We start from the raw sequence: 23,306 nt of genomic DNA, 5'->3' as shown, positions 1-23,306 counted from the left end.
TCTATTCGACACGGCCAAGGCGCAAAGTTTCTGCGGCCATCGTGCGGCCGTTGCCGAGAGAGACGCTGGCCGTGACCTTGAAAAGCGCCCAGGCAGGCTCGCGCTGTTTTAGAGTTTCGGAAGGCAGCGCATGCGGCGTCCCATAGGGCTCGACGTCGACGCTCCAGGCCAGCGCACCGCGCTCTCCCGCATGCACGCCGGGCTCCGGCTTCTGGCGATCGAACGGTTCGGCCAATAGACTGCGCAGCAGGACTTGCGCGCCGATATCGTCGCCGCTTTGTGTGAGTATATGACGCGCTTGAAACAGGAGCGGGCTGACAGCTGTCACGAAGGCGAGCAGCAGCGACAGGGCGACAAGCGTTTCGATAAGAGTAAACCCCGCCTTACGGCGCGAAGCATCATTCCGCGTCAAGGGAGACCTTCCCAGAATACCAATTGACACGAACATCATACCCGGCCCCTTGCCGCGACAATCGAAGCACCGCACCCGACGATCCGCCATCCGGATGGAAAGCAACCACCAATACATGCCCATAGAGCGTTGCGGCCGCGCCAAGAACATCGATCGCGACATCGCGCGGAATTGCGACGGTGTTGCCGTTGTCGCCAATTAACCTTCGGTTTGCGCTGTCGAGAACGACACTGCGGTCGCTGCGCGTCAGGATGGCGGCAAGGCGCTCCTGGCGCAGTAGTGCTTCGGTTTCCATGACGACTGCTTTCAATCGGCTGCGCCCCGTTCCCGGGATAGCGGCGACAACGAGCGAGGCGACGAGTGCAATGATCGCCATCACCACCGTCATCTCGATCAGCGTGAATCCGGCGCTCGCCTCACTCTGACGCATTCTGCTCGCTGACCGATTTGATCATGCCGGCGCCGTGACCATCGGGGCCGAGCGAGATAATCTCATACGGCGGCAGATGATCGCTGAGCGTGTGATATTGGTAAGGATGACCCCAGGGGTCGAGCGGGATGCGGCCGTCCTTGATATAAGGGCCGTTCCAAATATCGGCGTTGGACGGCCGCGCGACGAGCACCGTGAGCCCCTCGCTATCGCTCGGATAGCGGCCGGCATCCATGTAGAACAGGTCGAGCGCCGAATTGAAGTTCTCGATCTGCAGCTTCGCCGTCTTCACCCGCGATTCAGCGAGGTAGCCGAGGACGCGCGGCCCGACCAGGCCGATGATGAGGCTGATGATCGTCAGCACCACCAGCATTTCGATTAAGGTGAAGCCTGCGCTCGCACGGCGCAGGATTTTGCCCTTCGAAGGAGCAGCGCATCGAGAAAGACTGATCATCATGTCGCGAGGTCCGTAATGCTGAGGAGAGCGCTCATGATCGAGACGATCAGGGCGCCGATGAGAAGACTTACGACGATGATCGTCGCCGGTCCGATCAGGCCCATGAGCCTGTTGAGGCCGATGCCGAGCTTGTGTTCGTAGAATTGCGCCGCATGGCGCGCGATCGAGGCGAGATCGCCGGTCTCGTCGCCGACCCGCAGCATGCGCGTCGCCAGCGGCGGCAAGAGATCGGATTGTGACAAAGCGTCGGAGAAGCGGCGGCCATTGCGGACCTGTTCATGCACCTGGTCGAGCGCCGCCACATAGCGCGGCTCGCGGATAACGCCGCGGAGAATCTTCAGTGTCGTCGGCAAGCCGACGCCGTTTTCGATCAGCAAGGCGAGCGTGCCGACAATGCGCGCCGTGCGCTGATCGCTCATCGTTCCGGAAATCCCCGGCACGACAGCCAAAGCGGCGAGAACGCGCGCGCGGGCAGCACGGCGCCCGAGCGCAAACCAGGCCAACAACGCCGCTGCAAGGCAGCCGCCCAGAAAGGCGCCGAGATTGGCGCGCAACCAGGCCGACGCCGTGATGACGAAGGCCGCGCCGCCATTGAGGCGGTTGCCAAGATCGCTGAAGACGGGTCCGAACTGCGGCACGACGAACAGCAGAAAGAAGAAAAGGATGAGCACGGCAGCGGCGATGAGAAACAGCGGATAGGCGATCGCCGAATTGAGCCGGTCGACGAACAATTCGCTTCGGGTCCGATCTTCGACGATAGCCAGCAGCACCGCTTCAAGCTTTCCCGATGCTTCACCGGCCCGCACCGTCGCCACATAAGCCGGAGTGATGATATTTGGATGACGCTCGAGCGCCTCGGCAAAGCCCTCGCCGGAGCCGATCGACGACCGCAGGCTCTCGGCAAACCAGGCTACGGCCTTGTTGGCGTCCTCGGCCAGCGTCTGCAATGCCGCTTCGAGGGTCAGACCGGCAGCGACGAGGAGCCCGAGCTGACGCAGGAACAGCGTGACATCGCGCGGCCGCGGCTTCTTTCGCGAGCCGGTAAGGTCTTTCACGGAGAATCCGGCGCCTGTCGCGGCCTCGGCCTCGATGACCAAATGGCCCAAATGCTCGATGCGATGCACGACCTCGGCGCGCGACGGCGCGTCAAGTTCTCCGACGACGATTTGTCCCGCCGATGTGATCGCGCGATAGCGAAACTGCGGCATATTCACAGGCTCATCGTCACGCGGAACACTTCATCGATCGTCGTCTGGCCAGCGCGGCATTTTGCGATACCGTCTTCGGCCATGGTCGTCATGCCTTCGCCGCGCGCGATCGCTTCGAGATCGGCGGCGTCGATCTTCGGCCCGATCGCGTGGCGCACCGCCGGCGAGATCTCGAGCACTTCAAAGACGCCTTTACGGCCGCGGTAGCCGCTATAGCTGCACCATTCGCAGCCTTTCGGCTGATGCACGACATCGCCTGCGCGGAAGCCGAGCGTTTCATAACGCTCGTCTTGCGCCATATCCTCGGCGCTCAACGCATGCGGCCGCTTGCAATCTTCGCAAAGGATCCGCACGAGGCGCTGCCCGACGATCACCTTGACGCAGGATGCGAGCAAAAAGCTCTCGATGCCCATATCGATCAGTCGCGTGACGGCGCCGGCGGCGGTGTTTGTGTGCAGCGTCGTAAGAACGAGATGGCCGGTCAGCGCCGCGTGGACGCCCATATGCGCGGTCTCGGCATCGCGCATTTCGCCGACCATGATCACGTCGGGGTCCTGGCGCAAAAAGGATCGCAGCGCTGCCGCGAAGGTCAAGCCGATTGCCGGATGCACTTGTGTCTGATTGACGCCGGAGATCTGATATTCCACCGGATCTTCGACAGTCAAAATCTTGCGGCTGGACTCGTTGAGCTCAGCGAGGGAGGCGGCCAACGTCGTGGTCTTGCCGGAGCCGGTCGGCCCGGTGACGATAAGCATGCCGAACGGCAGTTTGAGCGCGCCCCGCAATGTCCGATCGTCGCGCGGCAGAAGTCCGATCTGGTTGAGCGAAACGAGCCCGGCGCCCTTGCGCAGCAGGCGCACCACGGCGCTTTCGCCATGCGCGGTCGGCATGGTCGCGATACGCAAATCGATTTCGGCACCCCCGACCATGATGCGGGTGCGCCCATCCTGGGGGATGCGGCGCTCGGTGATGTTCAGCCCCGCCATAATCTTAAGCCGCGACAGAAGCCCCTTCGCCATGCTTGTCGGCGGCGGCGGCACCGGCTTCAAAAGCCCGTCAATGCGCAGCCGCACCTGCAAAGCCGCGGCAAACGGCTCGATGTGCAAATCCGTCGCCCGTTGCTCGACCGCCAAGCGCAGCAGATCGTCCAGGGCGCGCACAACCGGCGCGCCGCGCGCCAGATCGCGCAGATCGTCGAGATCATCGGACGTCGGCGCGGCGGTATCGGACGTGAGATCGACGCGATCCGCGGCGGCGGCACCCTGCGTTAATGCGAGGGCTGCATCGAGATCGTCGCCGGTCGTAACGGCAAGCGCCAGTTTGGTGCCGAGCGCGGTCTCGACGGCCTGCAGCATTTCCGTATCGATCGGCGCGGCAATCGCGAGCGTCAATTCGCCATGCGGGTCGATATAAGGGAAAAGCCGACCCTCTTTCAGAAAGCGTGGCGAGAGGTCGCCGCCGGCAAATCGGTCGCCGACCAGATCGCCTCGCTGAATCCGGCGGCAGGCATAAAAGGCCGCCAATTCATCGGCAAAGGCCGGCGCCGTCAGCTTGGTGAGGCTTGCCCAGTCAAACTCGCCGCTCATGCCGGGACGGCGGGCGCTGCGGCCATTTTCCAAGACTTGCGGATCGCGCAGAACGCCGCGGCGGGCAAGATGGTCGATGAAGTCGCTGTGCAACACAATAAAACCTGACACGCTGCGAAACCGAGCCCGGCATCGCGCCTCGCATCGCTGCGAGTGCATAAACGTGAGCATCTATTTGCGCGACATGTCAGCTTGATTACAGCGCGATGATACATTTCGGCGCGCGGGACATCGATCGCTTCGCGTCGTGCGCGCATCGCATCGCCGCGACATGCGAATGACGATGCAATCTCAATGATGTCGCCAAACTGTCATTTGAGCATGGCATAGCCGCCATGAAGGGGCGGTCCGGGCATCATCTTCAAAGTGTTCGCGGCGCGCGAGATGCGAATTGGCCGACAGGCCGATCGTGCCTGCGTTGGAGTGTGGGTGTGCATCGGATGGCGTTCGAACGTCTGCGTCAGCGTATCGTCGTTGCCGGCATCATATCCGCCCTCGTCGTTTCCGTTGCCGGATGCGCCTCGCGCTTTGAAATGGGCAACGTCGGCCCGCATGATGCTGTCGATCCCGTTCGCACCGCCGATTTTTCGGCGCGCTATCCGGTCGATGCCGGCGGCGGGTCGAGCGGCGGCCACGCCGCCGGCCGGCCTTGGCTCTTTCCCGGCCTTGGGGGCACGCCCGCGCCGCAAAATGCAACCGAAAGCAATAGCGCCGCCGCCCCGGCTTCCGGCGGACCTCAGGGCGAGGCCTCGCCGGCCGAAGCCGGCGTGACGGCGGAAGGCGATGGCGTTGTCGTCAATTTCGACAATGCCGATATCAGGGCCGTCGCCAAAAGCGTCCTGAGCGATACACTCGGCCTAAATGTCATCATCGATCCGCGCGTTCAAGGCAGCATCACGCTCGCCTCCTCGAACCCCATTCCGCGCAAAGATCTCATGGCTGCCTTCGAAGAAGCGATGCGAATGTCAAACGCCGCCGTCGTGCGGCAGGACAATTTCGTCAAGATCGTGCCGTTATCGGACGCCAGCGGCGCCGGCGCGATCGGCTCGCCGAGCCCAGAGTCCGGATTCGGCGTCACGATCGTACCATTGCGTTATACATCGGCGGAAACGGTCGCCCAGGCAGCCGAGAATTTTCTGACACGGCCCGGCGCGGTGCGGGCCGACCCGAGCCGCAACCTGCTGATGGTCCAGGGCACGGCGAGCGAGCGGCAAAACGTCCTCGATATGATTTCGAGCTTTGACGTCACCTGGATGCGCAATCAATCGGTCGGCATTTTCCCGTTGAGCTCCGCCTCGCCCGACACCATGATTCAGGAGTTGCAGCGCGTCTTCCAGACGACCGACGGCGGCGAGGGCCGCGGAATGATCAGCTTTCAGCCGATCAATCGCATGAATGCGATCATGGCCGTGACGCGTGACCGCAGCTATCTCCGACAGGCGGCAGTCTGGATCGCGCGGCTCGACCGCGACGATATGGGCGGCACGACGGCGCGCGTCTATCATCTGCAATATGGAAATGCCGAGACGATTGCGAAAATATTGAATGCGATCTTTGTCAGCCAGGGCGGCGCGCCGCATGAAACGGCGGCTGAACAATTGGCGCCGGGAACCAATCCTGCACTCGCGCATATGGATGCCGCCGCCGGCGGCAGCCAGAACAATTCGGCATTTGGGGCGCTGAGCAGCAATTCGGCGGCGGCGACGCAGGCTGGCGGCGGCCTTGTCGCGAATGACAGCAATGTGAGCGAAGCCGCGTCCTTCGACAGCTTCTCCACCAACAAAAAAGCCGGCGGACCGACGATCGAGCCGAGCGGCGATCTGCCCAAGGGCGTGTTCCAGAATGTTCGCATCGTCCCCGACACGAGCGACAATTCAATCATCATCTATTCCAACCAAGATGATTATCAGGCGATCGAGCGCTCCATCCGTTCGCTCGACCGGCCGCAATTGCAGGTCGCTATCGAGGCGACCATTGCCGAGGTGACGCTCAACGACGCCTTGCAATATGGCGTGCAATATTATTTCGGCAGCTCCGACGTCGGCGCCGGCGTCAATCACGGCGCGATTTCGTTGAGCACTTCGGCCGCATCGACGCTGATCAATCCGGCGATACCGGGTCTGAACGTGCTGATCGGTTCCCAGGCCGCGCCCAAGGTCATACTCAGCGCTCTCTCGTCTTTGACGACGGTGAAGGTTTTGTCTTCGCCGTCGCTCGTCGTCTCGAACAATCAGCCGGCGTTCCTGCAGGTTGGCGATTCGGTTCCGATCTCGACCGGTTCGGCGACCGTACTTTCGACCTCGAATACGGTGGTCAATACCGTGACCATGCAGGACATCGGCATCATCCTGAAAGTGTGGCCGCATATCCACGCCAACGGATCGGTCGAACTCGAAATCGAGCAGGAAGTCTCGAACGTCGTTGGCGGCATTCCGCCGAACGGGACGACCAATCTCAACCCGACCATCTCGCAGCGACGCATTCACACATCGGTCGGCGTGGCGAGCGGACAGACCGTCCTGCTCGGCGGTCTGATGAGCGAGGACGACAACAAAAGCCAATCCGGCATCCCGATCCTGCAGCAGATCCGCGGCCTTGGCGATTTGTTCAGCACGACGAACGACACCAAGGACCGGACCGAGATCATCGTTTTCGTCAAGCCGCGCATCATCCGCAGCGGTTATGACGCGGAAGACGTGGCAGAGGAATTCCGCGCCGGTTTAAGCACGATGCATACCGCGCCGACGATCGTCAGCGGCATCGGCGTGAGGAAGGGGCCGAGCTATCTTGTCGTCAAATGACGAGACTGCCGCGGCTTCAACGGACGACGAAGCGCCATGCTCGGTTGATCTCACGCCGAATTGGGCGGTGCTTCTCGTGGGAACAAGCGCCGTGGCGCTCGCTTCTTTTGCCTTCCTGCCGTGGCGCTCCGGCTTATTGTCCTCGGTGCTGGGGCTTTTGATGATTGCCGGCGCGGACGTCGATGCACGCACCTTCTTCTTGCCCGATCTTGTCACCTATGGCGCGACAGCCGGCGGAATCGCCGCACCGCTTCTGACGGACGCAGATCGTTGGTCGAGCCTCGAAGCCGCGACTCTGCGCGCTGCCGGAGTTGGGTTGTTTTTTATCTGCCTGCGCATCGCACATTTGCGGTTGCGCGGCCGCGAAGGCCTTGGTTTTGGCGACGTCAAGCTCGCTGCCGCCGTCGGGGCCTGGCTGCCTTTGGCCGCAATCCCCTATTGCTTCGGCCTCGCTTCCGCGGCGGCGCTTATCGCGGTCGGCTTCCTGCGTCGCGGCGAAGCCCTCGAAAAGGTGAGATTGCCGTTCGGCGCTTTTCTTTGCCCGGCCCTCTGGCTGGTCTTCTTCGTCGACCGTGTTTCTAACTGAGTTTAAGGCCGCCTTATGAGCGATGCTTCTTCTTGTGCGGCTTGGCTTTTGCCGGCGCCGGATGCGCGTGGCCATGTTTCGCGCGCGGCTTGGCTTGCGCGCCGTGTTTCGGATGCGGCGGGCTCTTCTTGGGCTTTTGATGTTTTGGCGCAGCTTCCGCTTTGTTCGGACGTTTCGGCGGCAACGGGGCTGCAGTCTTTTGTTGTAGCGGCGGTGTAACCGCCGGCTGCGGCAAGGGCGGCACGCCGATGACTTTGGGCGGCGTCACTGGCTCTAGCGGCGGCTGGGCCGCAGCCGCGGGCGCCGCGCTGACCGCCGCGGGTGGCAGCACAGGCTTTGACAGCGAAAGAGTCAGCGGCGCCGGATTGGGCAGGAGGCCCGCCCCGCCGGGGCTCGGCGGCAGCAGGTGTTCGAATTCGACCGGCCGTTCCGGCAGGAGGCCTGCGACCGAAGGCGGCGGCGGAAATGCCGGATCGTCGAAGGTCAAGACCGGCTGGTCGAGGTTGTCGAGCTCGGCTTCGCTCGGCGCCGGCAGGCCCTTGAAATCGTAGGGATCGAAACGCGGCGGCGGTTCGAGCGGTGCGGCGAGCCCGGCGAGCCGCCGGCGCGCATCCGGAAAATGCGGCCCGCGCGGATAGCGCCGCATATAGGTCCAAATGGCCTGCGGCGTGCCGGCTGCAAGCGCTTCTTGCCAGGTCAACGCCTCGCGCCGGGCGGCAGCCAGCGCGCGCACCCGCAAGGCCAGCGGATCGTTCGCGAATGCCGAACAAAAATCCGCATAGGCTGCGAGCGTATCGGCTTCGATCGCGGCGAGATAGGCCTTGGCCGCGGGCAGGCTGCGGATGGACGCGGTCTCGTCGAGCCGCGGCAACGGCGGCGCGGCCGTGTTGCGCGCGAAAAGCACCACGGGCGCGGCAAGCTGCGCCGCATCCCAAGGCACGATGATGCCGTCGCTGAGGTCGTTGGCGCGCAACCGCGCCGCAGTGAAGGCCTGCGGAAGCGCGAAGCCCTGGCGCAGCATTTCGACCAGCGCCTGGGCATAGATACCATAGGGGCCTGGCTCGTCCGGCGAAACGGCGCCCGGCGCCTCATTGAAGGCATAGACGGTATTCGGCCCGGCGGTCTCAAGCCCGAAGCCACTGGCAAAAGGCGCGCCTTCGGTCGCGAAATGCAGGATCCGCGCGCCGTCGAGGACGAAAATGCGCGCTTTCGCCGGCGCCGCGGCGAGCCGGTCGAACGTGTCGGCAAGCCGCACCGCGGCGATCGGCACATCGGCCTCACGCTCGACCCGCGCATCGATCGGTACGAAATAATTTTGCCCGGCGAACTGCATCCCGCGGCCGGCAAGGTAGATGAAGACGACGGCATCGGGGCCCGCCTGCTCCGCCTTGGCGGCGAAATCGTGTAAAGCTTTACGCAGATCGACCCCGTCGAGATCGGCGCCTTCCGTCACCGCAAAGCCCGCCTCTTTGAGGGTCGCGGCAATAAGGCCCGCATCGTTCACCGGCGTCGCCAGCGGCGCGACCTTGTAACGGGCTTCGCCGATGACGAGCGCGAGGCGCACTTCGGCTGCCTCCGCAGCCGCGGCGCCGGCCAGCGTCAGGGCAAGGAAAAGGCCGAGAAAGATGCCGAATCGACGCATAGGGTGACCAAGACCAGCCGCTGAAGTAGCCTATTCCTTTATGGCTGAAGCGAGGCTAGGCGCTCCCAAAAGCCACACCTTGCGCGTCCCAATCAAAAGTCGCCCGGCGTCACTTGAATGTCGTGTGGCTTGGTGACAAGAGAACGCTAGACGCCCTCCAGCCTAAGTCTCCATGTCGCGATTTGTTGCTCTTGCCGCGCGCGGCCGCAGTGCGCTGCCGAATATTTTCGACCTGATCGCTTTTGCGCTCATTTTTGGCGCCTTCGTTGCGATTGTCCACGGCTCGCGCGGCATGACGCTGCCGCTGCATGCGCCGCAAGCGACGGCCATTTCGCTCGATTATTCCAACCTTCCCTATTACGCCTTGCGCACGACGCTGCGGATGTTCGCAGCGATGATCGCCTCGCTCGTCTTCACGTTCATCTATGCAACCTGGGCGGCAAAGAGCCGGCGCGCGGAAAAATTTCTCATTCCGATGCTCGATGTGCTGCAATCGGTGCCGATCCTCGGGTTCCTGTCATTTACGGTGACCTTCTTCTTGGGGCTGTTTCCCGGCTCGACGCTCGGCGCCGAATGCGCGGCGATCTTCGCGATCTTTACCAGCCAGGCCTGGAACATGGCGTTCTCGTTCTACCAGTCGCTGCACACCGTGCCGAAGGAACTGGACGAAGTCGCAGACAGCTTTCTGCTCTCGCCCTGGCAAAAATTCTGGCAGCTCGAGACGCCTTATGCGATGCCCGGCCTCATCTGGAACATGATGGTCTCGATGTCGGGCGGCTGGTTCTTCGTCGTCGCGTCGGAAGCGATCTCGGTCGGCAATACGACAGTCAGCCTGCCCGGCGTCGGTTCTTATCTTGCCATGGCCATCGACCAGAAGCGCATCGATGCTGTCATTGCCGCGATCGTCATGATGCTCGTCGTCATCATCGCCTATGATCAATTGCTGTTCCGTCCGCTGGTTGCCTTCGGCTCGCGGTTCCGCTTCGAACTTTCAGCCTCGCAAGAGGAGGAACGGTCCTGGGTGATCCTGCTTTTCCGCCGTACCAAATGGCTGCGCGCCGTCACCGGCGTGCCGGCACGGCTTTTCCAGAACGTCGCGCTCTGGCGGCTCGATCTGCCGATCCACGCCAATCTCAGCCCCGCGGCGAATGAATGGAAAGAGCGGGTGCTCGACCTCGTCGCGGTGATGATTGGCGGCACGATCGGTATCTACGCGCTCTGGCTTCTCTCGCATTTCGTGGTGAAAAGCCTGACGTTCGGCGACATCGAGCAGGCGCTAGGGCTGACCTTCCTGACGCTGCTGCGCGTGCTGGCGCTGATCCTGCTCGCCTCGCTCGTCTGGGTGCCGGTCGGCATTCTCGTCGGCCTCAACCCGCGGCTTGCCGAGCGCGTCCAACCCTTGACGCAATTCCTTGCCGCCTTCCCGGCCAATGTTCTGTTTCCGATTGCGGTTGTGCTGATCGTGCGGTGGGCGCTCAATCCCGATATCTGGCTGAGCTTTCTCATCATCTTCGGCACGCAATGGTACATTCTGTTCAATGTCATCGGCGGTGCCAGCACATTCCCCAATGATCTGCGCGAGGCGGCAGCAACCTTCCACGTCCGCGGCTGGGACTGGTGGACGAAGGTCATGTTGCCCGCCGTCTTCCCCTATTATGTTACCGGCGCCCTGACGGCCTCGGGCGGCTCGTGGAACGCCGCGATCGTCGCCGAATATGTCAAATGGGGTAAGGACACGGTGACGGCGCACGGCATCGGCTCTTATATTGCCAAAGCGACGGAGGCCGGCGATTACCCGCGCATTGTGCTCGGCGTCGCGATGATGTCGATTTTCGTCATCCTCCTGAACCGCACATTCTGGCGGCCGCTGGCGCGGTTCGCAGAACGCCGCCTGCAGCTTACGTGAGGCCCCGATGCTCGACACGCGGACGAAGCCCATTCTCGAGGTCAAGAACGTCAGCCAGAGCTATCGCACCGGCTCCGGCGAGGCTGGGGCGCAGGTTCTCGACAATGTCTCGCTGCGCCTGACCGAAGGCGAAATCGTCGGCCTTCTTGGCCGCTCCGGCTCCGGCAAGTCATCGCTTTTGCGCATCATTTCGGGGCTGGCCAAGCCGACGGAGGGCGAAGTCCTGTTCCGCGAGGAAGCAGTGACGGGGCCCTATGACTCGATCTCGATGGTCTTCCAGAGCGCGGCGCTGTTTCCCTGGCTCTCTGTGCTCGCCAATGTGGAACTCGGCCTGCGCGCCAAGAAAGTGCCCGAGGCCGAGGCGCGTCCGCGCGCGCTGAAGGCGATCGACGTCATCGGCCTCGACGGTTTCGAATCGGCTTTTCCGAAAGAGCTTTCGGGCGGCATGCGCCAGCGCGTCGGCTTTGCCCGCGCGCTGGTCGTCGATCCGACGATCCTTTTGATGGACGAGCCCTTCTCGGCGCTCGACGTGCTGACGGCGGAAACGCTGCGCACCGACCTGCTTGATCTCTGGGTCGAAGGCCGGATCCCGATCAAGTCGATCCTGATGGTGACGCATAACATCGAGGAGGCGGTGCTGATGTGCAATCGCATTCTCGTTCTGTCGTCGAACCCCGGCCGCATTGCCGAGGAAATCCACGTCACCCTGCCCTATCCGCGCAATCGCCTGGCGCCGGAATTTCGCCAATTGGTCGATCGGATCTATGCGCTCATGACGCGCCGGCAGGCCCCCGCGGCGCCCGGCCGGGAAGGCACGTTCCCCGGCCTCGGCCTTGGCATGGCACTGCCGGAAGTCTCGACCAATACGATGGCCGGTCTCATGGAAACGCTCGCCGCGCCGCCCTACAACGGCCATGCCGACCTGCCGCCGCTGGCCGACTCCTTGCAGATGGCGATCGATGATCTTTTCCCGGTCGGCGAAACCTTGCAGCTTCTGCGCTTCGCCGAATTCGCCGAAGGCGACATCAAGCTGACGCCGGCGGGCATGCGCTTCGCCGAAATGGATGTCGATGCGCGCAAGAAACTGTTCGGCGATCATCTGCTCGCTTATGTGCCGCTCGCGGCGCGCATCCGCAACGTGCTCGACGAGCGTCCGACGCATTGGGCGCGGGCGGCGCGCTTCCTCGAGGAACTCGAGGACTATTTGTCCGAGGACTATGCCGAGCGGACATTGAAGAGCATCATCACCTGGGGCCGCTACGGCGAAATCTTCGCCTATGACGAGACCTCGGAGACGTTCTCGCTCGAAAATCCGGCGTAAGAGGTCCGCGCCCCTTTGCCCGGCGCGAACGTCGGGCGGCCTTGTTCAATCAGCTTTTCGGCCCGACGGCCATGGAAGCTCGTTAAGCGGCGCCATGGCCGCGCCGATCGCGCGCGCTGCGGCGAGATGCCCCGGATTTGCAACATCGAAAGTCTCATTCGTCGCGGACATCACAAGGCCACCATCTGGCAAGTGCTCGACCCGTGCGCTTGAAGGCGGCGTGATCAGCCGCGCGAGCCAGGGGCAGAGATATTGAATCCAGGGATCGGTAAAATAGGAGTCTCCGTTGATTTCAATGAGCGCATAAGAATACGCAGCAACTCGGACCGGCTCCCATGCATCGACGATAACAGCCAAAATTGCACGAAAGAGCCGATAGCTGATGAAGTTCATATCGGGATTCGTCATAGAGCTCGTCGTGAACGTCATGAAATTGACGAAGGGGCGCTCGACCGTCGAACCGGCACGAATTCGTACAGCGAACGAACGATCCTCGGGCACTCCTCGGGTCATCGCGCCGAACCAATAGCCGTCGAACGGCATGGCCTCGCCCCAATCATCTCTGGTCACGCCCGCAGCGATTTCGCTTGCATAGCGGTCGCGGACCGTTTCGAATTTTCTGGGCCCGCGGGCGCCGCATGTCCAGAGGTCGAATGCGGGATCGACCTTCTTCAGGGCATCGACCATGCCCAGGAAACGTACAGCCAGTTCGTCAGGCGTCTCCGCTCGTTCTTCCCAACTGGCATTGATGAAAAAGCTAATGTCGGCCATCAGGACTCCAGGGCTGGGTTAACGCGAGGTCTCGCTTAATCTGCTTTGTGTCCCGATGGCCATGGCAGTTCGTTGAGCGGCGCCATGGCCGCGCCGATGTCGCGCGCGACCGCTAGATGCGCAGGATTTGCTATATCGAAGGTGTCGGTTGTTGCGGACATCAAGAGGCTGCCATCTGGAAAGCGGTCGATCACAGCCGTTTGCGGCGGCGTGATACGCGCAGCGAGCGGCGCACTCAAATATTGCATCCAGGCTTCTCGGAAATGATCACCGGTATCGGGTGAAAGATCGATCAATCCGGTCGGTCGCGCGAAACAATCGGTCGGTTGCCACGCTTCGACTATCGCGAGAAGAGCCGCCTGGAAGATGCGATAGCTGATCGCGGCGGGATCTGGGATGCAGGTCGAATTCGTGGCGAATTCGGCAGCGTTCTGAAAATCATCTCCTTCAATATAACCGCCCGCGTGGATTCTTAGCGCATAGGACAAGGGACACGGATGACCGCCCGTGATTGCGCCAAAAGAATAACCGTAGATGGGCTCGGGTTCGCCCCAATCATCTTTTGAAATCCGCGCGGCGACAATCTGAGCATAACGATCGCGGATCGCCTCGAGCTTTTTCGGACCGTTAACGCCGCTGAGCCACAGCGCCAGAAGCGGATCGATCGCGCTCAAGAGATCGATGTTCTTGAGAAAACGCGCAGCAAGCGCCTCCGGCGTCTCAGGGCGCGCGCCCCAGGAAGCACGGATGAAATAATAGTGTCCAAAAACAAATTCCATATTCACGGCTCTTCCGGTGCGAGGAAGCGAACGCGAATTCTTCTAAGATTTTCGTTTTCCTTGAACCATTTTCCCGCCCATTGTGCAGCCTCCGGTTCTGCGAAAAACCATTCGATCTTGCGCGCGCCAGCGGCGCTGACTTGACGCGCTGCCTGATTTCGCCACCGATCGGGTAAAATCTCCTGGGAAAAATAAGCGTATCGCAACAGGCGCGCAAAACCAGGGCCTTTGGCCTCGATCATCACGCCATCGCTCTCGCGGCAATCATCGAAGACGACGCGTTTTCCAGTCTTCAGGTCAATCAAGCTGACCGCAAGGCCGGGCGGCAGCGGACGCTGCGGATTGTTCACGGCGCTGACATGCGCCTGATAGGCAATGGACCGCGGCGAAGCGCCATGCGGCACATCGGGACCAGGGTCGGGGCAAAGCTGCGGTGTGTTGCTGCTTGTATCCGCACTCGTCTTCGCACCGCTTTGGGCGCGCGAATCCTCCGCCTCGTTCGCCAACACAGCAGGATCGAAGACAACGCTTCCGCCGACCATGCGGGCGACGGGAATGCCCGTCTCGGTCTCGAAGAAAATTCCATCGCGGCCGCGCCGCGCGGCAGCAACCTCTGCGCCGCTATGCGCATCAAGGAAACGCAACACGCCTTCATCATTGTCGAGCGAATAGCGCAGGCCGGTATCGCCCGGAATCGACCCTTCGATAAGGGGATTGTCCTGAACAGGGACGAAGATTGTCCCTAATACCGTTGCGGCTGCGGCTACTGGCGTTGCAGCCGCGACTGCTGGCGCTGCCTCTGCGACAAGGCTTGCGAGACGCGCAAGCCCCGCCAGAAACCGTAGGTTGTCCGGCTTCGCGAACAGTCCCTCGGCGAGCGTGCCGAGCTCGGCCGCGGCGCTGGCAAAACCCGCAGCGGCCGGCGTGGCGATTGGCTCTGGCCGCGGACCGATAGTAGGTTTGAAATTCGGAGGCCGCGAAACGGCGACAGGTTCGGAAGCGCCCGTGCCCGCATCGCCCGATGTCCATTGGCCGCTGGGGCGCCCGCTCCCCGCCGGGATACGCGACTGATCGGGATCATATTTGACAAGGCCGGACTCTTCGGACTCAAAGCCCATGGCGCGCAGCAGAAGGCGCGGCGGCACGCCTTGTTCGAGCAGATCTTCGGCGCACAGCAGCCGGTAGAGGCTCGCGCGATCGTCAAGACGCGGCAGCCGCGCGAAGGCAAGGCGAATATTGGCGAGCGCCTTGTCGCCATCCCGCCAATGCTCGGAGGCGCGCCGATCAATCATCAAGAAGCGTATTCGACCGACGAAGCTTGCACCAATCAGGCCGAAAGCTTTTTCTCGCGTCTTCGCCGCGCGGAGTTTGGCATTCATCATCATATCAGCGGGCGCTATCTCGCGGCCTACGCTTCAGAAATGGCTTGGCGAGAAAACAACCGCCGCATCAGCAATGGCGAGCAATATTTGATGACTGCTGATTTAGCGTTGGCGCATCCGGTATCGCGTGAGTGGAAAGGTTACTGGCAGCGCTGACGAATTACTTAACTTTGCCGCTAAAAAATCCGACCAAAAGCCCCGTCACTAACTTTAGTGTGTCTCTCGCAATTTCAAGTTTTTGCTGAGCCTGAGAGAAAGTTATCATCGCTAAACTCCAGGCCAGAATCGCGCCAAACGCAGCCAAGAACCAAGGCCCATACTGAAACTCAGTTTGTTGAACCGCCGCTGCCGCAGTGGAAGCAAATGCAGACGTAATGAAAGCGACTTGTGCGATAGCGGAGCCGCCGAAGTAGCTCAGAACACTTAAAACAAACGCAAGAACTGCGCCGCACACGAATATAAAACTTACCGTGTCATGGCGCGCCAAATATTTCCATCGCGAGACCGGTGACAATTTAATGAGATGAGCATTGATATCGTCGGCGCCCTTTGTCTGACTTGTTTCGACTGTCGCCCCACCGAGCGTGCCGGAGAAAGCCAACGAAGTCGGTAGCCTGTATGTTGTGCTGCCAAAAATGAATTGCGACTGAAAAATCGGAGGGATTACGCGATCTGTCTTAGCGGCAGAGTCTTCTACCGGCGTGGGTATCAATCCCATGACGGAATACCCTCCCGCGGGCGCATTTAAGCCGCCGGGAGGAAGAAGAGTAGGGGGTTGCTGAGAAGGGCTTGGTAACGCCTGAAGAATGTTGTCAGCCATTTTGGTTCTGCATTTTTTGCCAAACTTCGTCGCTGATGTTCATCGCCGTTCTTGCGTCTTCAATTTGCCTACCGAGCCAATGATGAAATCCTATGGCCGCAGTCAGGCTCATGACAATCTCTGATTCAATCTCTCGAACGATTCCGGCCTTGGTCTCCAAAACGGTTTCTTGAAGTGGCGAGCCTAGCGTACCAGAGACAAGCGTTTTACGAGGCAAGGCACCTCGCTCGCTATAGAAACTGCAGTTCAAAAGGCCATAACCATTTATGCCGCCGTAGACACCATCAACATGGATGACTCTAAAATAGTTGCTCTTGATGTAATGAGCTTCAACTGAAATGCTTGTTTGCTGATCTGCCATCGCTGCCCCCAATCGGGAATCTCTCCGAATGCGTTCGCGATTGTCCAATGATATTTTGGATAGATTACTCAAGAAGTGGGTTTTGAGCTATAGCGTGGCTTTATTGCGACATTTTAACACGCTTTGCAATGCGAAACGCTCCAAACTGCCGCCCCGCTCTTGTCCCTTTCGCCGGAGACGCTTCCTTGCGCCCGCATCTTCCGTAGGGCGCATCCGACACGTCGCGTAACGTCCGCCAGAAGCCGCCTATCAGCCGCGTCTTTGCCCTCGCATTGGCAAACGCGGCAGGCGAGGTCCCGACTGGAAAGCGGCTTGTCGGCCTTGCGAAGCTCCGCCAGCAGATATTCCGGAAGCTCGTTCCGGTAGAACAGGACGATACGGGCTTGGCGTGGGGTTGAGCCAATAAGCTCGCCCCGATAGCCGCAGGACGCCAGTACGCGGTCCAGCGCATCAAGGTCGTTCACCAAGATCGCCATGCGCTCGCGCAACTCCGCATTCTCGCGCTGCAATTCTTCGCGTTTGGCGAGAAGCCCGTTCACGAGACTTTCATCGCGCATTGCAGAAATCCGAAGGATTCTTGAGCTTGGCCGTTATAGCCTCTCCGGGCAATACTTGCAGGGAGGACATAAAATGGCAGCGCGCTATCAAGTGACGTGCATAAACAAAGGTCCGACGCACCATGATCCACATACGCGGATTCAGGCGATTGGCGGTGTCCATAATGGGCAACACTGGAAACTGACGGAAGCACAGGCCATCGCGCAAATCGAGAGTAGGACTTACGAATTTTACGTCAGTGTAAAAGGTCATACAGTTGACGTTATAGTCGCCATTCACCTCGGCCGAAAATATCTCAAGACTCGGGCGGACGATTATTCGCCCGATAATCTTCTTTCGCTTCCTGAGTGCCCATAACTGACTCAAATGGCGAGCGGAAACCGGCTGGCTCCAACGCCCACGCAAGCGCCTGCTGCGCGGCGTAAAGCTCGGAATATTTCGGATTAGTCCGCTCGTCACCAAGCGCATTGTGAATGCGGTCCAGTTCTCTTTGAAGAAAACTCGTAATCATTGCATTTCCGCTCCTTTTAATCGCCCACCCTCAAGGTGAGCTTGCTACATAAGTCCGGACATCAGATCGAACCGGCCGACCATAGGCCGCGGCAAGGAGCGCAAAAACGCGCGCCCCATCTGCATCAAGATCAAGTCGCGCCGCGCCGTAATCATCGCGCCGCATCGGTGCAAGAACAGTCCCCGCGCCGAAGACAAGCCCCGTCTCGTCGAGCTCGACTATTGGGTTTAGCGGCCCATCTCGGAGCCGTTTGTCGAGTCGTTTTTCAATTGTGTCCTCAAGCACGAAAATGCTCCGCGGGCCGCAGAAAGGATTGCGGGATAGGATAATCGGCTCCGCGTCGGCGGTCGAGAACAAAAATAGAACACTAAACGGACAAAATCCGCTCCCGAGGGCGGTAGAAATCCAACTTTTCGCGCCAGGGTCGTCCGATGCCCGGCGGCAAGATCGAAATCGGCCATAGGCCGATCCTTGACTCGCGCTTCATCGCTTCGCGGTCCATAACGAGCGCCTTCCGAGAAGGCAGGCTATTTTGATGCGGCGCAATTTCAGGGGGCGCAATTTCGTGAGGCAATGGCGCGTCGGCGCGCTGGCCCTCGCGCTGGCGAGCGGAACGTGGACGACATGCGCCGTCGCCGCGCCAACCTGCGGGCCGGACAAGCTCGGCACCGAGCGCACGCTTGCGCTTTCGACCGCAGGCGGCTTTGCCGTCGGCCTGCAGACCTATCCGCGCACCCTGGCGCTTGGCGATCACGAAGTCGTCCTGACCTTCGACGACGGTCCCTGGCCGACGACGACGCCGAAAGTGCTCGATGCCCTCGCCAAGGAATGCGTGAAGGCGACCTTCTTCCTCATCGGCCGCAACGCGCAAGCCTATCCGGCGCTGGCGCGGCGCGAAATCGCCGGAGGCCATTCGATCGGCAATCATACGTTTTCGCATCCGGGCAAAACCCTGCGGCTGATGCGCGATGCCGCCGCCCGCGCCGATATCGACCGCGGCTTCGCTGCCGACGAAAAGGCCGCCTACGGCAGCGCCAACGGACAGATCACGTTCTTCCGCTTTCCAGGCTTCGCCGATACGCCGGCGCTCGTCACCTGGCTTGAGAGCCGCAACATCGGCATCTTCGGGTCGGATCTCTGGGCCTCCGACTGGCTGTTGCTGACGCCGCAAGCCGAACTCGACCTCGTCCTGAAGCGGCTCGATCGGGCGAAGCGCGGCATCCTGCTTCTGCACGACAGCCGCGCCTCGACCGCGGCAATGCTGCCGGCCCTGCTGCGGGCGCTGAAGCAGCGCGGCTACAAGATCGTCCACATCGCGCCGGGGCCGGATAAGCCGCCGCTGCGTCCGGCGCCGCCCGGCTGGAAGTCCGAAACCGAAGAGATTCTCGCGAAAATCATTCCCCAGCTCGCCGGCCATAAAACGCACGGCGGCAAACATCCGGGCGGTCACCCGGCGTCTCTGCCTGAGCCGCAAGCCTTGCCGCCGCATTGAGCCTGCGCCGGCCGCCTGCCTTGATCATTGCGATGATCGCTTCTCAAATTCCCCGGCGCGAACCGGCGCACAATCGGGAGAATGAGATATGCGCACTTGTCCCGTGGTAGAGCTTGTCGCCGGCGCCATTATCGGGCTTGTCGCAAAACCCAATCGGGCGCGAGGAACACGCAATGACCTTTGCCGCGCAACCGGCCAAGACAGTGGAGAGACGGCCGGGCTCGCCGCTTGAAGTTTTGTTCATTTTTCTGAGGCTGGGCGTGAGCTGCTTCGGCGGCCCGATTGCCCATATCGGCTACTTCCGCGATGAATTCGTGGTCCGCCGGCGATGGCTCGATGAACATTCCTATGCGGACCTCGTCGGATTGTGCCAGTTCCTGCCCGGTCCGGCGAGCAGCCAGGTCGGATTCTCGCTCGGCTTGATGCGTGCCGGCTACCTTGGCGGCCTTGCCGCCTGGATCGGCTTCACGCTCCCGTCCGCAGCCGCGCTCGTTGGCTTCGCTTATGGCGCAAGTGCGCTTGCCGGTCCGATCGGGAGCGGCCTTCTGCACGGGCTGAAGCTCGTCGCCGTGGCGATTGTCGCGCAAGCCGTGTGGGGCATGGCCCGCACGCTCTGCCCCGATCGGCAGCGCGCCTCAATCGCTGTCGTCGCGGCATTGATCATCCTGTTCAGCACCGCCTCCGTTGCTCAGATCGCGGCGATCGCGCTGGGCGGGGCCTTGGGCCTTTTGCTCTGCCGGGCTGCTCCGGCAAACCTGAGCGGACATGTGGCCGTGCCCGTATCGCGCCGCGCAGGACTGGCGGCGCTTGCCGTTTTCTTTCTCCTGCTTATCGGCCTTCCCCTCCTGCGTGGTCATGGGGCGCAGCAGGGCTTTGCGCTCTTCGACGCTTTCTATCGCTCGGGCGCTCTCGTGTTCGGCGGCGGCCACGTGGTTCTGCCGCTGCTGCGCGAGGCTTTCGTCACGCCGGGCTGGATCAGTGACGATTCTTTCCTCGCCGGCTATGGCGCCGCGCAGGCTGTGCCGGGTCCACTCTTCACCTTCGCCGCCTATCTCGGCAGCGTCGTGAACGTGTCGCCGCACGGGATTCCCGGCGCGGCACTGGGCCTGATCGGCATCTTTCTCCCCGGTATCCTGGTCTTGCTCGGATCTCTGCCGTTTTGGGATGCCCTCCGGACCCGTCCCGCCGCACAGGCCGCGATGCGCGGCGTCAACGCAGCTGTCGTCGGCCTGCTTGGGGCTGCACTCTACAATCCCGTCTGGACGACATCGGTCAAAGCCCCAGGCGATTTTGGGATCGCGCTCACAGGCTTCATACTTCTCACCGTCTGGCGCACGCCGCCGCTGGTCGTCGTCATCCTCAGCGCGGCCGGCGGAATGCTTCTCGCCCACATGGCATTGTGACAAAGGGAGGCGCGATGACCGCACCGGCAACAAAGCGAGGATATTTAGCGGGGCTTTCGAGAAATATCTTTCTGATCGCTCTCGCCAGCCTCTTCGCCGACATCTCGACGGAGATGCTCTATCCGGTCATCCCGACGTTTCTGACCCAAACCTTGCACGCGACGGGGAGCATTGTCGGTCTTGTGGACGGGGCCGCACAAGCGACGCAAAACATTATTCAGGGCTTTTCCGGGGCGATCTCGGACAAGCTGCAAAGGCGCAAGGGCATTGCGCTGGTCGGGTACTTTCTGGCCGCCATTGCGAAACCGCTGACCGGACTTTCGACGGTTTGGCAAGGCGTTCTCGGCGCGCGGCTGTTGGACAGGTTCGGCGCGGGCACGCGCTCGGCGCCGCGCGACGCGCTCATCGCGTCGTCCGTGGACGAGCAGGACAGAGGCAGAGCCTTTGGACTTGAGGGTGTCGGCGACAACGCGGGCGCATTTCTTGGTCCGCTCCTCGCCGTCCTCCTCCTTTATGCCCTGCAGGTCGACATGCGCGGCATTTTCTATCTCGCGGTGATACCCGGTCTCTTGGCGTTCCTGATGGTGGCGATGGTGACGGAACGACCGCTCGCCATAGCGGCCAAGGCCAAAATCGATGTCGGTCTGCGGCAATTCCCGAATCCCTATTGGCGATACCTGTTGGTGACCGCGCTGTTCGGGATTGGTAATTCCACCAACGCATTTCTGATCTTGCGCACGCAGGATATCGGCGCCTCGCTTGAGCTGACGATCCTGATCTATGCGGCCTTCAATCTTGTTGCGGCTCTGGTCTCCTATCCGGCCGGCTCGCTCTCCGACCGATGGGGCCGCAAGATCGTGCTGCTTGGCAGCTTCGGCGTCTTCGGCTTGGCCTATCTCGGCTTCGCCCTAACGCGACAGGTGCTTCTGATCGCCGGACTCTTTGTCTTCTACGGCGTCTATCAAGGAACCTTCCGCGCCGTCGGCCGGGCCTTTGCCGCCGATTTCGTGCCGGACCACCTGCGGGCCAGCGGCATCGGCTGGTACAACACCACCGTCGGGCTGTTGCAGCTCGTTGCGAGCCTCATCGCCGGCCAACTTTGGGACCACGTCAGCCAGGAAAGCGTCTTTCTCTTCGGCGCCATTTTCGCAGTCGCTGGCAGTCTCGCATTGATCGTCCTGATTCCGCCGGCCGCAAGACCCGATGCGGCGCCACAATAATGGCGATGGCTCCCATCGCTCGTCGCAGTGCGAGCCGGCCCGATCCGCCGAAGACATATCAAAATCAAGGCGAAGAAGCGGCTGGTGCGGCCAAGAGGACTCGAACCTCCACGGGTCTCCCCACTAGCACCTCAAGCTAGCGCGTCTACCAATTCCGCCATGGCCGCGGAGGCGCGTCGTCTAACAAAAACCCCCTGCCCTGACAAGGCTGGCCGGCCGATATTCGCATCTTAGGCGTGCTCGACTTGGAGACGCTTGATTTCGTCGCCTGTCCGCGCACATTCGGCCTATCGAGCCAAAGGCATGAGCAGTCCGATGCAGCGCCAGGACATCGTCCGCAGCCTCAATGCCGCGCCCGGCGCGGCCGAATGGCGCGTCCTTGGCGGCGTCACGGCCTATGATGCGGCGCTGGCGATGATGGACGCGCGCGTGGCCGCCATCGCGGCGGGCGCTGCCCCCGAGCAGGTGCTGCTGCTCGAACATCCGCCGCTTTTCACCGCCGGGACCTCCGCGCCGCCAATGCCGGACGACAAGCTGGCGTTTCCGCTGCATCGGACCGGCCGCGGCGGCCAGATCACCTATCATGGGCCGGGCCAACGCATCGCCTATGTGATGCTCGATCTCGGCCGCCGCGGGCCGGACCTGCGCGCCTTCGTCGCGGCGCTCGAAGATTGGATCATCGCGACGCTCGCCGAGTTCGACATCGAAGGCGAGCGGCGCGAGGACCGCGTCGGTGTCTGGGTGGCGCGGCCCGGCAAGCCCAGCGGCCCCAATGGCGAGCCGGCCGAAGACAAGATCGCCGCCATCGGCATCCGAGTGCGGCGCTGGGTGTCGTTCCACGGCATTTCGCTGAATGTCGCGCCGGATCTCGCGCATTATGCCGGGATCACGCCCTGCGGCATTGCCGCGCCGCATCTCGGCATTACAAGCCTATCCGATCTCGGCGTCACCGCGACCATGGCGGAGGTCGATGCCGCCCTGCGCCGCGCCTTCGAGGCGATCTTCGGCGCGACCTGTTGAGCTCAGGCGGCTTCCAGTGCGGCGGTCTGCTCCAGCGCCTTGTCGAGCGCGGCCTGGCGCGCATCGGGGCCGAGCGAGACGCCTTCGGCGACGATGATCTGCGGATCGCTCACGCCGATGAAGGCAAAGACCGAGCGCAGATAGGTTTCGAGATGTTCGAAGGAAGCCACCGGCTGCCCCGGCCCGTAAAGATTGCCGCGTGAAATGGCGATGATGACGCGCTTGCCGGCGGCGAGACCTTTGAGGCCTTCGGGACCGTACGCGAAGGTCTTGCCAGGCACCAGAATGCGGTCGATCCAAGCCTTAAGCTGGCTTGGGATCGTGAAATTATACATTGGCGCGCCGATCACGACGATGTCGGCAGCGAGGAATTCGTCGAGGATCGCATCGCTTGCCGCCCGGCCGGGCGCAAATTCCGCTGCGTCGCCGGCGGCGGCCGAAATCGGATGCGCCGAGGGAAAATTCGCCGGCGTTGCGTGGTCGGGCGCCGCGGCGGCGAGGTCGCGTCGGACAATTTCAAGGCCAGAATTGATTTCGCGCAGCCGCTCGACAATGGCAGCGGTCAGCGTCCGGCTCACCGAATTGGGGCCTGTAATGCTCGAATCGATCTGCAGCAGAATCATCGTCCACCTTGGTATTT

Annotated in this window: 23 protein-coding genes, 1 tRNA gene and 1 pseudogene; 10 read left to right on the top strand and 15 right to left on the bottom strand. The window is 61.9% G+C overall.

Features of this window, described 5'->3' with window-relative positions; all coding sequences use genetic code 11:
• Window position 1 precedes the first annotated feature (1 nt).
• From Q0025_RS07735 to Q0025_RS07715, 5 genes are read right to left on the bottom strand one after another with little or no spacing between them, the layout of a single operon-like run.
• The gene (locus Q0025_RS07735) at window positions 2–412 is read right to left on the bottom strand and encodes a type II secretion system protein (RefSeq protein ID WP_297297672.1); all 411 of its coding nucleotides are present in this window, start codon (window positions 410–412) and stop codon (window positions 2–4) included.
• Window positions 399–842 carry a prepilin-type N-terminal cleavage/methylation domain-containing protein gene (locus Q0025_RS07730; RefSeq protein WP_297297670.1) on the bottom strand — a complete coding sequence of 148 codons (444 nt, stop codon included), beginning with the start codon at window positions 840–842 and terminating at the stop codon, window positions 399–401. Before Q0025_RS07730 ends, Q0025_RS07735 begins: the two co-directional genes overlap by 14 nt.
• Window positions 829–1,299, bottom strand: a complete 471-nt coding sequence (gene gspG, locus Q0025_RS07725) for a type II secretion system major pseudopilin GspG (RefSeq protein WP_297297668.1) — start codon at window positions 1,297–1,299, stop codon at window positions 829–831. The genes Q0025_RS07730 and gspG overlap by 14 nt, the downstream gene beginning before the upstream one ends.
• Window positions 1,296–2,507 carry a type II secretion system F family protein gene (locus tag Q0025_RS07720; protein WP_297297666.1) on the bottom strand — a complete coding sequence of 404 codons (1,212 nt, stop codon included), beginning with the start codon at window positions 2,505–2,507 and terminating at the stop codon, window positions 1,296–1,298. Before Q0025_RS07720 ends, gspG begins: the two co-directional genes overlap by 4 nt.
• A gap of 2 nt (window positions 2,508–2,509) precedes the next feature.
• Window positions 2,510–4,204 (bottom strand): GspE/PulE family protein, encoded by a 1,695-nt coding sequence (locus Q0025_RS07715; protein ID WP_297297664.1) that lies wholly within the window; start codon window positions 4,202–4,204, stop codon window positions 2,510–2,512.
• 329 nt (window positions 4,205–4,533) lie between these two features.
• Between Q0025_RS07715 and gspD the strand changes: the two genes are divergently transcribed.
• The gene (gene gspD / locus Q0025_RS07710; protein WP_297297662.1) at window positions 4,534–6,894 is read left to right on the top strand and encodes a type II secretion system secretin GspD; all 2,361 of its coding nucleotides are present in this window, start codon (window positions 4,534–4,536) and stop codon (window positions 6,892–6,894) included.
• Window positions 6,881–7,480 carry an A24 family peptidase gene (locus Q0025_RS07705; RefSeq protein ID WP_297297660.1) on the top strand — a complete coding sequence of 200 codons (600 nt, stop codon included), beginning with the start codon at window positions 6,881–6,883 and terminating at the stop codon, window positions 7,478–7,480. Before gspD ends, Q0025_RS07705 begins: the two co-directional genes overlap by 14 nt.
• A 13-nt stretch (window positions 7,481–7,493) precedes the next feature.
• Here Q0025_RS07705 and Q0025_RS07700 read toward each other — a convergent pair whose 3' ends face one another.
• The gene (locus Q0025_RS07700) at window positions 7,494–9,122 is read right to left on the bottom strand and encodes a caspase family protein (RefSeq protein ID WP_297297658.1); all 1,629 of its coding nucleotides are present in this window, start codon (window positions 9,120–9,122) and stop codon (window positions 7,494–7,496) included.
• 172 nt (window positions 9,123–9,294) lie between these two features.
• On the opposite strand from Q0025_RS07700, the gene Q0025_RS07695 reads away from it, so the two are divergent.
• Both Q0025_RS07695 and Q0025_RS07690 read left to right on the top strand, forming a co-directional pair.
• Window positions 9,295–11,028 carry an ABC transporter permease subunit gene (locus Q0025_RS07695; RefSeq protein WP_297297656.1) on the top strand — a complete coding sequence of 578 codons (1,734 nt, stop codon included), beginning with the start codon at window positions 9,295–9,297 and terminating at the stop codon, window positions 11,026–11,028.
• A 7-nt stretch (window positions 11,029–11,035) separates the two neighbouring features.
• Entirely contained in the window at window positions 11,036–12,349 is a 1,314-nt protein-coding gene (locus Q0025_RS07690; RefSeq protein WP_297297654.1) for a nitrate/sulfonate/bicarbonate ABC transporter ATP-binding protein, read from the top strand.
• Window positions 12,350–12,394: 45 nt separating this feature from the next.
• Here the strand turns inward: Q0025_RS07690 and Q0025_RS07685 are convergent, their stop codons facing one another.
• The 3 genes from Q0025_RS07685 to Q0025_RS07675 are packed head-to-tail and all read right to left on the bottom strand — an operon-like array spanning window position 12,395 to window position 15,044.
• Complete coding sequence (locus tag Q0025_RS07685) at window positions 12,395–13,120, bottom strand: Imm52 family immunity protein (protein ID WP_297297652.1); 726 nt, start codon at window positions 13,118–13,120, stop codon at window positions 12,395–12,397.
• 35 nt (window positions 13,121–13,155) lie between these two features.
• On the bottom strand, window positions 13,156–13,899 hold the full coding sequence (locus Q0025_RS07680) for an Imm52 family immunity protein (RefSeq protein WP_366939418.1): 744 nt from the start codon (window positions 13,897–13,899) through the stop codon (window positions 13,156–13,158).
• A gap of 2 nt (window positions 13,900–13,901) precedes the next feature.
• Window positions 13,902–15,044 (bottom strand): hypothetical protein, encoded by a 1,143-nt coding sequence (locus tag Q0025_RS07675; protein WP_297297649.1) that lies wholly within the window; start codon window positions 15,042–15,044, stop codon window positions 13,902–13,904.
• A 138-nt stretch (window positions 15,045–15,182) separates the two neighbouring features.
• On the opposite strand from Q0025_RS07675, the pseudogene Q0025_RS07670 reads away from it, so the two are divergent.
• Window positions 15,183–15,437: pseudogene (locus tag Q0025_RS07670) on the top strand (transposase); the annotation flags it as partial.
• 4 nt (window positions 15,438–15,441) lie between these two features.
• On the opposite strand, the gene Q0025_RS07665 reads toward Q0025_RS07670, so the two are convergent.
• The 3 genes from Q0025_RS07665 to Q0025_RS07655 form a co-directional block, all read right to left on the bottom strand.
• Window positions 15,442–16,101, bottom strand: coding sequence for a hypothetical protein (locus tag Q0025_RS07665; RefSeq protein WP_297297647.1), 660 nt, complete (start codon window positions 16,099–16,101; stop codon window positions 15,442–15,444).
• Window positions 16,094–16,462 carry a hypothetical protein gene (locus tag Q0025_RS07660; protein ID WP_297297645.1) on the bottom strand — a complete coding sequence of 123 codons (369 nt, stop codon included), beginning with the start codon at window positions 16,460–16,462 and terminating at the stop codon, window positions 16,094–16,096. The genes Q0025_RS07665 and Q0025_RS07660 overlap by 8 nt, the downstream gene beginning before the upstream one ends.
• 113 nt (window positions 16,463–16,575) lie before the next feature.
• On the bottom strand, window positions 16,576–17,019 hold the full coding sequence (locus Q0025_RS07655) for a hypothetical protein (protein WP_297297643.1): 444 nt from the start codon (window positions 17,017–17,019) through the stop codon (window positions 16,576–16,578).
• Between Q0025_RS07655 and Q0025_RS14930 the strand changes: the two genes are divergently transcribed.
• Entirely contained in the window at window positions 16,937–17,377 is a 441-nt protein-coding gene (locus Q0025_RS14930; RefSeq protein ID WP_366939416.1) for a DUF3892 domain-containing protein, read from the top strand. The genes Q0025_RS07655 and Q0025_RS14930 overlap by 83 nt on opposite strands.
• Here the strand turns inward: Q0025_RS14930 and Q0025_RS07645 are convergent.
• Window positions 17,316–17,531, bottom strand: coding sequence for a hypothetical protein (locus Q0025_RS07645; RefSeq protein WP_297297691.1), 216 nt, complete (start codon window positions 17,529–17,531; stop codon window positions 17,316–17,318). The genes Q0025_RS14930 and Q0025_RS07645 overlap by 62 nt on opposite strands.
• A 565-nt stretch (window positions 17,532–18,096) precedes the next feature.
• Between Q0025_RS07645 and Q0025_RS07640 the strand changes: the two genes are divergently transcribed.
• The 3 genes from Q0025_RS07640 to Q0025_RS07630 all read left to right on the top strand — a co-directional run bounded on the left by Q0025_RS07640 (window position 18,097) and on the right by Q0025_RS07630 (window position 21,646).
• Window positions 18,097–19,023, top strand: a complete 927-nt coding sequence (locus Q0025_RS07640) for a polysaccharide deacetylase family protein (protein ID WP_297297639.1) — start codon at window positions 18,097–18,099, stop codon at window positions 19,021–19,023.
• 173 nt (window positions 19,024–19,196) lie between these two features.
• On the top strand, window positions 19,197–20,426 hold the full coding sequence (gene chrA, locus Q0025_RS07635; protein ID WP_297297637.1) for a chromate efflux transporter: 1,230 nt from the start codon (window positions 19,197–19,199) through the stop codon (window positions 20,424–20,426).
• 14 nt (window positions 20,427–20,440) lie between these two features.
• Complete coding sequence (locus Q0025_RS07630; protein ID WP_297297636.1) at window positions 20,441–21,646, top strand: MFS transporter; 1,206 nt, start codon at window positions 20,441–20,443, stop codon at window positions 21,644–21,646.
• An 82-nt stretch (window positions 21,647–21,728) separates the two neighbouring features.
• Here the strand turns inward: Q0025_RS07630 and Q0025_RS07625 are convergent.
• Window positions 21,729–21,813: transfer RNA gene (locus Q0025_RS07625), tRNA-Leu, on the bottom strand.
• Between the two features lie 136 nt (window positions 21,814–21,949).
• On the opposite strand from Q0025_RS07625, the gene lipB reads away from it, so the two are divergent.
• A complete protein-coding gene (gene lipB / locus Q0025_RS07620) occupies window positions 21,950–22,666 on the top strand; it encodes a lipoyl(octanoyl) transferase LipB (RefSeq protein WP_297297634.1) in 717 nt (238 codons plus the stop codon).
• Window positions 22,667–22,668: 2 nt separating this feature from the next.
• On the opposite strand, the gene Q0025_RS07615 is transcribed toward lipB, so the two are convergent.
• Window positions 22,669–23,289, bottom strand: a complete 621-nt coding sequence (locus tag Q0025_RS07615) for an NAD(P)H-dependent oxidoreductase (RefSeq protein ID WP_297297632.1) — start codon at window positions 23,287–23,289, stop codon at window positions 22,669–22,671.
• Window positions 23,290–23,306: the final 17 nt, after the last annotated feature.

Source organism: uncultured Methylovirgula sp., assembly GCF_947646745.1.
Classification (GTDB): Bacteria; Pseudomonadota; Alphaproteobacteria; order Rhizobiales; family Beijerinckiaceae; genus Methylovirgula.
Note: the sequence above shows the minus strand (reverse complement) of the source record. Positions and strands in the feature narration are given on the sequence as shown.

Coding starts and splice junctions, on each gene's coding strand:
- Q0025_RS07730 (WP_297297670.1), bottom strand. CDS start 842: ATGCGTCAGAGTGAGGCGAGCGCCGGATTCACGCTGATCGAGATGACG.
- gspG (WP_297297668.1), bottom strand. CDS start 1,299: ATGATGATCAGTCTTTCTCGATGCGCTGCTCCTTCGAAGGGCAAAATC.
- Q0025_RS07720 (WP_297297666.1), bottom strand. CDS start 2,507: ATGCCGCAGTTTCGCTATCGCGCGATCACATCGGCGGGACAAATCGTC.
- gspD (WP_297297662.1), top strand. CDS start 4,534: ATGGCGTTCGAACGTCTGCGTCAGCGTATCGTCGTTGCCGGCATCATA.
- Q0025_RS07700 (WP_297297658.1), bottom strand. CDS start 9,122: ATGCGTCGATTCGGCATCTTTCTCGGCCTTTTCCTTGCCCTGACGCTG.
- Q0025_RS07695 (WP_297297656.1), top strand. CDS start 9,295: ATGTCGCGATTTGTTGCTCTTGCCGCGCGCGGCCGCAGTGCGCTGCCG.
- Q0025_RS07690 (WP_297297654.1), top strand. CDS start 11,036: ATGCTCGACACGCGGACGAAGCCCATTCTCGAGGTCAAGAACGTCAGC.
- Q0025_RS07685 (WP_297297652.1), bottom strand. CDS start 13,120: ATGGCCGACATTAGCTTTTTCATCAATGCCAGTTGGGAAGAACGAGCG.
- Q0025_RS07680 (WP_366939418.1), bottom strand. CDS start 13,899: ATGGAATTTGTTTTTGGACACTATTATTTCATCCGTGCTTCCTGGGGC.
- Q0025_RS07665 (WP_297297647.1), bottom strand. CDS start 16,101: ATGGCTGACAACATTCTTCAGGCGTTACCAAGCCCTTCTCAGCAACCC.
- Q0025_RS07660 (WP_297297645.1), bottom strand. CDS start 16,462: ATGGCAGATCAGCAAACAAGCATTTCAGTTGAAGCTCATTACATCAAG.
- Q0025_RS14930 (WP_366939416.1), top strand. CDS start 16,937: ATGCGCTCGCGCAACTCCGCATTCTCGCGCTGCAATTCTTCGCGTTTG.
- Q0025_RS07655 (WP_297297643.1), bottom strand. CDS start 17,019: ATGCGCGATGAAAGTCTCGTGAACGGGCTTCTCGCCAAACGCGAAGAA.
- Q0025_RS07645 (WP_297297691.1), bottom strand. CDS start 17,531: ATGATTACGAGTTTTCTTCAAAGAGAACTGGACCGCATTCACAATGCG.
- chrA (WP_297297637.1), top strand. CDS start 19,197: ATGACCTTTGCCGCGCAACCGGCCAAGACAGTGGAGAGACGGCCGGGC.
- Q0025_RS07630 (WP_297297636.1), top strand. CDS start 20,441: ATGACCGCACCGGCAACAAAGCGAGGATATTTAGCGGGGCTTTCGAGA.
- lipB (WP_297297634.1), top strand. CDS start 21,950: ATGAGCAGTCCGATGCAGCGCCAGGACATCGTCCGCAGCCTCAATGCC.
- Q0025_RS07615 (WP_297297632.1), bottom strand. CDS start 23,289: ATGATTCTGCTGCAGATCGATTCGAGCATTACAGGCCCCAATTCGGTG.